The following is a 9,507-nucleotide window of genomic DNA, read 5'->3' on the forward strand; positions in this document are numbered from 1 at the left end:
GCCGCGCCGCCGCCGCGAGCGCGACCGCGGGCGGCCGGGGCGCGGCACGCGACGGCGAGGCCACGGACGCCCCGCCGCCCGTCGAGGAGCCCGAGCCGGACCTGGCAATCCTGGATGAACAGACGCGCAAGCTGCTGCACGCGAGCATCTTCATCCTGGCGGTCCTGGGCCTGTGGTGGCTCTGGTCACCGACGCTGCCGGCCCTGAACATCTTTCGCAAGATCGTCCTGTGGCACTCCGCGACCACGGTGGACGGGGTCCAGCAACTGGTCCCGGTGACCGCCGCCGACGCGGGCCTGGTGGTGATCATCCTGTCGGTCGCCCTGATCGCGGCCAAGAACCTGCCCGCCCTGATCGAGATCCTGCTGTTGCGGCGCAGTTCGGTGAACGCCGGCACCCGCTACGCGGTGCGCACCCTGGTGAGCTATGCCATCACCGCCATCGCCATCCTGACGGCCTTCGGCGCCCTGGGCCTGCGCTGGTCCCAGGTCCAGTGGCTGGTGGCGGGGATGAGCGTGGGCATCGGCTTCGGCCTGCAGGAGATCGTCGCCAACTTCATCAGCGGCATCATCATCCTGTTCGAGCGCCCGGTGCGGGTCGGGGACACGGTCACGATCGGCGGCGTCACCGGCATCGTCACCAAGATCGAGATCCGCGCCACCACCATCCGCAACTGGGACCGCCAGGAACTGATCGTCCCCAACAAGGAGTTCATCACCGGACGCCTGCTCAACTGGACCCTGACCGACCAGCTCAACCGGATCGTGATCACCGTCGGCATCGAGTACGGCAGCGACGCCCGCCTGGCCCTGACCCTGCTGACCGAGACCGCCGCCGCCAACCCGCGCGTCCTGAAGGACCCGCCCCCGCTGGCGACGCTCGACGCCTTCGGGGACAACGCCCTGACACTCGTGCTGCGCTGCTACCTGGAGACGATGGAGATCCGCCAGGGGGTGACGACCGAGATGCATCTGGCGATCGAACAGGCCTTTCGCGAACACGGCATCGGCATCGCCTTCCCCCAACGCGAGATCAACATCAGCGCCCGGGATACCATCGACGTGCGCCTGCACCGGGTGGAGCCGCCCGACCACCAGCCCCCGCCGGGGCCGCCGTGAGCACGCCGGAGAAGCAGAAGAAGATTCGTCCGCAAATGAACGCAGAGCCGCCGCGGCAGCGGCAGCGCCAGAAACAATCAGCATAAACAATGCGGCGGCCTACCGGCCGCCGCATTGTTCACGTCAAGTCATCGAAATCGGGATCGTCCAGGAGCTCACGCAGGCTCTTGAGTTCGCGCATCCGCTCGATGCGGCGACGAATCGCCAGGTTGGGGGCTGAGCCCCGGGGGTCATCCGCGTGCATGGGAGGAGGCACGGCCTCGATCGTCTCCTCGCTAAAGCGGCCTTCAGGATCCAACATTTCCGTTACCTCGGAACATGCGTGCAACACAACGTCGGTTATCTAACGCAACGCCGCCCGCTACGCAAGTAAATAGTTTCAATACTCTGGATCAATTTCCCGAATTCAGCCGCCGCACGCGGCCCCGGGCCGTGCGGCGCGGCAGTCCCCAGGCCCCTCCTGATACCATAATCACAACTCCCGAACGCCCCCGCTGGACTGCACAATGCCCGAAGCCACACCCCCGCCCATCACCGGCGTGCCGCACGAAACGGTGGCGGCCGTCGACCTGGGTTCCAACAGCTTCCACATGATCGTCGCCCGTATCGCCGACGGTCACATGCAGATCGTCGACCGGCTGAAAGAGCCGGTGCGCCTGGGCGAGGGCCTGACGGAAGACCGGCGCCTGCTGCCCGAGGTGGCGGAGCGCGCGCTCGCCTGCCTGGGGCGTTTCGGCCAGCGCCTGCGTGAATTCCCCTTGGGCAGCGTGCAGGCGGTCGGCACCAACACACTGCGCCAGATGCGGCCGGCGACCGAGTTCGTCGAGCGCGCCGAGGCGGTCCTGGGGCACCCCATCGACATCATCGCCGGACGCGAAGAGGCGCGACTGATCTATCTGGGGGTGGCCCACGGGCTGGCCGCCGGCCCCGCACGCCGGCTGGTGGTCGACATCGGCGGCGGCAGCACCGAACTGATCGTCGGCCAGGACTTCACCGCCCAGTTGCGCGAGAGCCTGCACATGGGCTGCGTCAACATGAGCCTGCGCCACTTCGCCGACGGCAAGGTCTCGGCCAAGACGATGGACAAGGCGCAGTTGGCCGGTGCCATTGAGTTGCGTCCCGTCCGTGAAACCTTCCGGCACGCCGATTGGCAGACGGCGGTGGGCAGTTCCGGCACCATCAAGGCCATCGCCGCGGTGGTGCAGACCGAGGGCTGGAGCGAGGACGGTATCTCCGCCGCCGCGCTCAAGCGCCTGCGCGAGGCCCTGATCAGCGCCGGGCGTGTCTCCTCGCTCGATCTCAAGGGACTCCCGGACGAGCGCAAGCCGGTCTTCGCCGGTGGGGTGGCCGTCCTGTGCGCCGTCTTCCAGACCCTGAACATCGCGCACATGCAGGTCTCTGACTATGCCCTGCGCGAGGGCCTGGTCTACGAGATGATGGGGCGCCACCACCACCAGGACGTACGCGAGCGCACCATGCGCACCCTGTCGCGCCAATACCAGGTCGACGAGGCCCACGGGCGCCGCGTCCAGGCGACCGCGCTCGGCCTCTACCGCCAGGTCGGGGGGCCCTGGTGCCTGGGCGACGCCCGCTACCCCCGCATCCTCGCCTGGGCCGCCCGCCTGCACGAGATCGGCCTCATGGTCGCCCACAGCCAATACCACCGGCACGGCGCCTACCTGCTGCGCAACGCCGACCTGGCCGGCTTCACCCGTCAGGAGCAGACGATCCTGGCCGCCCTGGTGCTGGGGCACCGCCGCAAATTCCCCACCCAGGACTTCGCCGCCCTGCCCACCGGCGTCCGCGACTGCACCAAACGCCTGTGCGTCATCCTGCGCATCGCCGCGCTGCTGCACCGCGGACGCGCCCCCAACAACAGACCCAGGCCGGTCCTCCAGGTCGAAGGCGACAACCTGTCGCTGGTCTTCCCCGACGGCTGGCTGAGTCGACATCCGCTCAACGTCCTCGAATTGGAACAGGAGGCGGACTTCCTGAAGGGGGCGGGGGTCAGGTTGGCGTTCAAGTGACAAAGGAGCGTGGGCGTCCCGCCCGCGCGGGCTGGAAGTCCACACTCAAGACGGGCGCGACGCCCGGACTGATCGATCCAACCCGGACATTGACAAGCAGCGCGACATTTGATCGACTGGCCCCGGACCGCCGAGCCCTGAGGACACCATGCAAACAGACATTCGAGACGCCGCACACAAGTTGATCGATCACTTGCCGACTCAGGCCACTTGGGATGATTTGATGGCCTTGATCATCATCCCGGCCAGTCGCTGGCCGGAACGATGATCAAAGCCCAATGAGAATATATCTTGATAAATGAACAGCGTAACTGACATCATAGCAATAACGCCGATTAACTTGGCAGGAATTATAGATGAACGCAATAACTGACACCGAGCTGAAAGTCCAAGGAGTTGAAGCCTTAATCGATGCTCTTGGGGAAGTAATGGCTGAGAAATTTATTACATTAATCAGCCGCGAACCATTCGACTATACAGAATGGCAGAGAAACCTATGGAATGATAAGAGTGTTGAAGAAATCAGCCAAGCAGCCGTGGATCGGCGCCTGCGCAGCAAGCGTGGAGCCAGCCTGAGCACCTAGCGGACCCCAAGCCGCGCAGGGGCGAAGAGGGCCGGCGTCGAAATTGATTTCCTCTGGGCGCGGGGAAAGAACTCAAGCCTAGCCCCCGCAGGGGTAAGGCCGTCTCGTCCAAGGATGCGACGACCCGACTTCAAGGTCGGCCGGACCATCCGACCTGCTGTAGACCAACTTATTGTTTGGAGCCGAACGCATGACAAGAACTGAACGAGCAACTCAAATCTGGGCAGTTTTGGCATGGGCTGCAAGCCATAGACAGAACATCACATATTCACAGTTAGCTCAAGCCACTGGTGCGTTTACCGGCGGACTCGGCGCACTCTTGGAACCAATTCAGTCATACTGTCTACTTAAAGGTCTGCCGCCCCTCACCATTCTTGTCGTTCAGCAGGAGTCCGGCCTTCCAGGATCGGGGTTTGCCGGCGCATCTGCCGGAGAACTTGCCTCCGCCCAGGCAAAGGTTTTTTCATTCAACTGGCTCGGACATGGGAACCCTGGCGTTGAACAGTTGGAACTGGCTGTAAAAAAGCAGCCCTCGAATGCGAGTAAAGGCGCTTAACCCGTAGGTTGCCCACCGATACCAACTCATGCCCCGATTCCGCTGGAACGAACTGAATAAGCAACAAGTCGGCGCTTTCGCCGAATATTTTGTGACAATGGAGTTCACAATGTGTGGATTCCAGGTTTATGGAACTGAAGTAGACGATAGAGGAGTCGACTTCGTAGCCAGATACGATAAGAACGACTTCATAGAAATCCAAGTAAAATCTCTCCGCAAACCCGGCTACGTTTTCATGCAGAAAGAGAAATTTCACTTGCGCAATGAGTTGTATTTGGCGCTTGTCCTTCTTTTCAAAGAGCAGGAGCCAATACTGTACCTTATTCCCTCATTGGCCTGGGCGGGTCGCGATCCGATGTTTGTGAGCCGGGATTACGAGGGACTCAAGAGCAAACCTGAATGGGGACTTCAGATCTCCGAAACATCATTGGCATCGCTGGAACCTTTTTCTTTTTGGCCGACCATTGAACGAATGAAAAGCGCGACCCAAGGAATCAAATAGGAGACGCCAAGAAGGCGTCGGGGCACGCCGCGCATTCTCTCATTTTCGTTGCCACACCCAGCGCGGTAGGTTGGGGTGACGGAGGAACCCCAATAGCCGCCAGCCTACGCCATCGCGTTGGGGTTCGTTCCTCACCCCAACCTACCGCCCGATGATCTTTGGCGTTGGGCAACTCAACCGCGACACTCAGGTAAATCCGCACATGGCGCCGACAATCGTCCGCGATGGGCAATTCCGATTGTTCTTCTTCTCTCGTGAGGAGACCCGTATCCACGTCCATATTGCACATCCGGACGGGGAGGCGAAGTTCTGGCTCACACCGACCATACATCTGGCGCTGAACCTGGGTCTGACACAGGTACAGGTGCGGCAAGCGCAGTCAATCGTCGAAGCGCACATTCAGGAGATTGAAGATGCCTGGCATCGTCACTTTGGCGGCTGAGGTCACCAACATATCGCCGCACTGCTTATGGATTCTGCTTGACGATGAGGAACTTGCGATACCATTTTCCGAGTTCCCTTGGTTCAAGTCCGCTACCATTGAGCAACTCATCAGGGTCGAGCGCCCGACCAAGAATCATCTGTATTGGCCGGAGATCGACGTTGATCTGGCGGTTGAGTCCATTCGTAAGCCTGAGGACTTTCCGCTTGTATCCAAGATGCCGGATTATGCATAAGGACGCGGGAGCCCGGGGCCGACCGCGCTTTGCGCTCCGGCAAAGCGCCGTAGGTTCGGATGAGAAACGAACATCAACATCCCGCATTCGACGCCATCGCGTTGGGGTTCCTTCGTCACCTCCACCTACGGCTGCCGGAATGACAGCGGCAAGGGACCTGGGCCAATAGGTGGCACGAGGTATCAGCGCCCCAGCACCATGTCGATACCCGCCAGGATCGCGTCGAGTTGCGGCTTTGCGAGCCTACCGATCCGCTCGGTCAAGGTGCCGCGGTCAATGGTCAGGAGTTGGGAGACATTCGCGACCGAGTCCTTGGCCAACCCGGTTCCGCGTGACTCAAGCAGGACATTACCTGGGGCGTCGGCCCACTTGAGGTTGCTGGTCAGCGGGACGCAAACGACGGTCGCGAGCCGGCTGCGGTTGAACGCATCGCACTGGACGATGACAACGGGGCGCCGATAACCCGGTTCGGAGCCGACCGGTTCGCCCAGGTCTGCCCACCAAAGATCACCCTGCCGGATCACCACTCGGTACTCCGAAGCACCTTGCGGGCCGACCGGACCAGGAATTCGTCCGGCTTACTGTCGATGTCACTGCAGAGGGTGTCGAGGGTCGTTGTCACTTGGTCAGCGTGTCGCTCCAGGAATTCCTTGAGCGCCCGCGCGTAGAGATCACTACGGGAAATCCGCAGGCGGGCGGCGAGGTTTTCGGCCTCACCGAACACGTCATCTGGAACCGAGATAGCTGTTTTCATACCCGGAGTATAACGGCCAGGGCAAACTCAGTGCACGGACTTACCGCGGTCATTGATCCTGCGTCATCCTGTCGCCCGGAGCGCGGGCAGCCCGCCGCCGAGCAGGGACGCGGCCGGTCACTCGCGGGCGGGACGCCCACGCTCCCGGGTTGCGATCCGCCATCAAGGCCCCTTTGTCGTAGATGCGACAGACCCGCCCCCTCATCGTAACCTTACGGAACAGCAACTTAACTACTGGCACGAGGTCTGCATGGACACCCCCAAACGCGGACTGCGGAGTGCCCATGAACAAGAAAGAGATCGCCGCCCTGCTCGACGAGCCGGCCTGCGCCCACAACAGCAAGGCCAAATCCGGCTGCGCCAAGCCGAAGCCGGGGGCCACCGCGGGCGGTTGCGCCTTCGACGGCGCCCAGATCGCGCTGCTGCCGATCGCGGACGTGGCCCATATCGTCCACGGCTCCATCGCCTGCGCCGGGAGTTCCTGGGACAGCCGCGGCACCCGCTCCTCCGGACCCACACTCTACAAGATGGGCATGACCACGGATCTCACCGAACAGGACGTGATCATGGGCCGGGGCGAGAAGCGCCTCTTCCACGCCATCAAGCAGGCGATCGACTCCTATCACCCGGCGGCGGTCTTCGTCTACAACACCTGCATCCCGGCGATGATCGGCGACGATATCGAGGCGGTCTGCCGCCAGGCGCAGAGCCGCTGGGGCACCCCGGTGGTGCCGGTGGACGCGGCCGGCTTCTACGGCACCAAGAACCTGGGCAACCGGATCGCCGGCGAGACCATGGTCAAGCACGTCTGCGGCACCCGGGAGCCGGACCCGCTGCCCCCCGGGATCGAGGGGCCCGGCTTCAAGGTCCACGACATTACCCTGGTGGGTGAGTACAACATCGCGGGCGAGTTGTGGCACGTCTCACCGCTGTTCGACGAACTGGGCCTGCGGGTGCTGGGGAGCCTCTCGGGCGACGCCCGTTATCGCGAGGTGCAGACCATGCACCGCTCCGAGGTCAATATGATGGTCTGCTCCAAGGCCATGATCAACGTGGCGCGGATGCTCAAGGAGCGCTTCGGCACGCCCTGGTTCGAGGGCAGTTTCTATGGGGTGGCGGACGTCTCGCAGGCGTTGCGTGACTTTGCCCGGATCATCGGTGACCCGGACCTGACTGCCCGCACCGAGACCCTCATCGCCCGGGAGGAGGCGGCCATCCATGCCAGGCTCGAACCCTGGCGGGCGCGTCTGGCGGGCCGCAAGGTCCTGCTCTACACCGGCGGGGTCAAGTCCTGGTCGATCATCTCGGCCCTGCAGGACCTCGGGATGACGGTCGTCGCCACCGGTACCCGCAAATCCACGGAGGACGACAAGGCGCGCATCCGGGAACTGATGGGGGAGGACGCGGTGATGATCGAGGACGGCAATCCCCGCGCCCTGCTCAAGATCGTGCGCGACCAGGGGGTGGACATCCTGATCGCCGGGGGCCGCAACATGTATACCGCGCTCAAGGCGCGGGTGCCCTTCCTGGACATCAACCAGGAGCGCGAATTCGGCTACGCGGGCTATAGCGGCATGTTGGAACTGGCCAAGCAACTGTGCCTGACGGCGGAGAGTCCGGTGTGGGAGGCGGTGCGGCGGCCGGCGCCATGGTCTATCGGGTCGGCCGCCGCGTCCGGCACCGCTGCTGCGGTTGACCTGCTTGGTGCTGGTCCGCGCAGCGGACCCTACGAGAGCGACACCGGTCCGCACGGCGGACCCGACGCGGAGTCGGCACATGCCTGAAATACTCAAACGCAGCAAGGCGCTCTCGGTCGGTCCGCTGAAGGCCAGTGCGACCATCGGGGCGGCGCTGGCCTTCTTAGGGATGCGCCGCGCCATCCCCATGCTGCACGGCTCCCAGGGCTGCACCGCCTTCGGCAAGGTCTTTTTCGTCCGCCACTTCCGGGAACCCATCCCGCTCCAGTCGACCGCCATGGAGCAGGTGAGCGCGATCATGGGGGCCAATGAGAATGTGGTGGAGGGGCTGCGCGTCCTGTGCGAGAAGAACCACCCGGACCTGATCGGCGTGCCCACCACCGGGCTGGCCGAGGCCCAGGGGGCTGACATCCACATGGCCGTTCGGGAATTCCGCGCCAAGCACCCGGAATTCGACCAGATACCGGTGGTCGCGGTCGCCACGCCGGACTTCAGCGGGTGTCTGGAGTCCGGCTTCGCACTCGCGGTCCACGCCATCATCGAGGCCCTGGTCCCGGCGGCGGACCTGGCCGGCACCAGGCCGGGCCGGCGCCGCCGCCAGGTCAATGTGCTGGCCGGCTCGGCCCTGACCCCCGGCGACCTGGAGCACCTGAAGGAGCTCATCGAGTCCTTCGGCCTGCGCCCGCTGGTGCTGCCTGACCTCTCGGACTCGCTCGACGGCCATCTGCCGCCGGAGGAGTTCAACCCGCTCACCATCGGCGGCACCCTGGTCAGTGAACTGGCGACCCTGGGCGATGCGGTCGCGACCCTGGTCATCGGCGCCTCCATGGACCACGCGGCGGACCTGCTGCACCAGCGCACCGGGGTGCCCGACCACCGCTTCGCGCACCTGATGGGACTGGACGCGGTCGACACCCTGGTCCAGACCCTGGCGTCCGTCTCGGGCAACCCGGTCCCGGAGCGACTGGAGCGCAGCCGCGCCCAACTCCAGGACGCCATGCTCGACAGTCACTTCATGCTGGGACTCACCCGCTTCGCCATCGCCGCGGAGGCCGACCTGCTGGTCGGCTTCAGTCAACTGCTGGCCGGTGTCGGCGCCGCGACCGTGGCCGCCGCCACCCCGGTCAATACCCCGGCGCTGGCCCAGGTGCGCTGCGAGCGGGTGCGCATCGGCGACCTGGAGGACCTGGAGGCGGACGCCCGGGACCAGGTGGCGGAGGTGCTGATCGGCAGTTCGCACGCGGCGCATACGGCGAGCCGCCTGGGTATCCCATTGCTGCGCGCCGGCTTCCCCCAATACGACCGGGTCGGCGGCTACCAGCGCACCTGGATCGGCTACCAGGGCACCCGCGCCACCCTCTTTGAGCTCGCCAACATCCTGCTGCAATTGGAGCGCGGGGAGATCCACCCCTACCGGTCGCGATTGTCACCGCGGCCGGATGAGGCGGTGCGGGCGCACCAGGGTTAGGGACGCTTGTCGCGTCGTTGTCGTTGTCGTTGTCGTTGTCGTAATCGAGCTTATCGTAACGCCCCGAATTTGCTCGCACGCCGGATTGCATCGCTTCTCCGATTGCTATTACGACAACGACAAC

12 protein-coding genes are annotated in these 9,507 nt (G+C 64.2%); 9 read left to right on the top strand and 3 right to left on the bottom strand.

The window, feature by feature from the left end:
* On the top strand, positions 1–1,118 hold a 1,118-nt coding region (locus tag QZY48_RS11610), incomplete at its 5' end, for a mechanosensitive ion channel domain-containing protein (RefSeq protein WP_295431016.1).
* A 118-nt stretch (positions 1,119–1,236) separates the two neighbouring features.
* Here the strand turns inward: QZY48_RS11610 and QZY48_RS11615 are convergent.
* Positions 1,237–1,419: a PA3496 family putative envelope integrity protein gene (locus QZY48_RS11615; RefSeq protein ID WP_100920934.1), complete on the bottom strand. Its 183-nt coding sequence runs from the start codon at positions 1,417–1,419 to the stop codon at positions 1,237–1,239.
* 205 nt (positions 1,420–1,624) lie between these two features.
* Here QZY48_RS11615 and ppx point away from each other — a divergent pair, with 205 nt between their 5' ends.
* From ppx to QZY48_RS11645, 6 genes are all read left to right on the top strand, one after another.
* Positions 1,625–3,145: an exopolyphosphatase gene (gene ppx / locus QZY48_RS11620; RefSeq protein WP_295431017.1), complete on the top strand. Its 1,521-nt coding sequence runs from the start codon at positions 1,625–1,627 to the stop codon at positions 3,143–3,145.
* A 356-nt stretch (positions 3,146–3,501) separates the two neighbouring features.
* Positions 3,502–3,729 carry a hypothetical protein gene (locus tag QZY48_RS11625; protein ID WP_295431018.1) on the top strand — a complete coding sequence of 76 codons (228 nt, stop codon included), beginning with the start codon at positions 3,502–3,504 and terminating at the stop codon, positions 3,727–3,729.
* 190 nt (positions 3,730–3,919) lie between these two features.
* Complete coding sequence (locus QZY48_RS11630; RefSeq protein ID WP_295431019.1) at positions 3,920–4,285, top strand: hypothetical protein; 366 nt, start codon at positions 3,920–3,922, stop codon at positions 4,283–4,285.
* A gap of 28 nt (positions 4,286–4,313) precedes the next feature.
* Positions 4,314–4,787 (top strand): DUF4365 domain-containing protein, encoded by a 474-nt coding sequence (locus QZY48_RS11635; protein ID WP_295431020.1) that lies wholly within the window; start codon positions 4,314–4,316, stop codon positions 4,785–4,787.
* A 151-nt stretch (positions 4,788–4,938) separates the two neighbouring features.
* On the top strand, positions 4,939–5,229 hold the full coding sequence (locus QZY48_RS11640; RefSeq protein WP_295431021.1) for a DUF4160 domain-containing protein: 291 nt from the start codon (positions 4,939–4,941) through the stop codon (positions 5,227–5,229).
* Positions 5,201–5,464 carry a DUF2442 domain-containing protein gene (locus QZY48_RS11645; RefSeq protein WP_295431022.1) on the top strand — a complete coding sequence of 88 codons (264 nt, stop codon included), beginning with the start codon at positions 5,201–5,203 and terminating at the stop codon, positions 5,462–5,464. The genes QZY48_RS11640 and QZY48_RS11645 overlap by 29 nt, the downstream gene beginning before the upstream one ends.
* Before the next feature lie 182 nt (positions 5,465–5,646).
* Here the strand turns inward: QZY48_RS11645 and QZY48_RS11650 are convergent, their stop codons facing one another.
* Both QZY48_RS11650 and QZY48_RS11655 read right to left on the bottom strand, forming a co-directional pair.
* Positions 5,647–5,991: a type II toxin-antitoxin system PemK/MazF family toxin gene (locus QZY48_RS11650; RefSeq protein WP_295431023.1), complete on the bottom strand. Its 345-nt coding sequence runs from the start codon at positions 5,989–5,991 to the stop codon at positions 5,647–5,649.
* Positions 5,985–6,218, bottom strand: a complete 234-nt coding sequence (locus tag QZY48_RS11655; protein WP_100920939.1) for a ribbon-helix-helix domain-containing protein — start codon at positions 6,216–6,218, stop codon at positions 5,985–5,987. Before QZY48_RS11655 ends, QZY48_RS11650 begins: the two co-directional genes overlap by 7 nt.
* 284 nt (positions 6,219–6,502) lie before the next feature.
* Here QZY48_RS11655 and nifE point away from each other — a divergent pair, with 284 nt between their 5' ends.
* Both nifE and nifN read left to right on the top strand, forming a co-directional pair.
* Positions 6,503–8,002, top strand: a complete 1,500-nt coding sequence (nifE, locus tag QZY48_RS11660; RefSeq protein ID WP_295431024.1) for a nitrogenase iron-molybdenum cofactor biosynthesis protein NifE — start codon at positions 6,503–6,505, stop codon at positions 8,000–8,002.
* On the top strand, positions 7,995–9,383 hold the full coding sequence (nifN, locus tag QZY48_RS11665) for a nitrogenase iron-molybdenum cofactor biosynthesis protein NifN (protein WP_295431025.1): 1,389 nt from the start codon (positions 7,995–7,997) through the stop codon (positions 9,381–9,383). The genes nifE and nifN overlap by 8 nt, the downstream gene beginning before the upstream one ends.
* Positions 9,384–9,507 lie beyond the last annotated feature (124 nt).

Origin of the sequence: uncultured Thiodictyon sp., assembly GCF_903828115.1 — a bacterium.
GTDB lineage: Bacteria > Pseudomonadota > Gammaproteobacteria > Chromatiales > Chromatiaceae > Thiodictyon.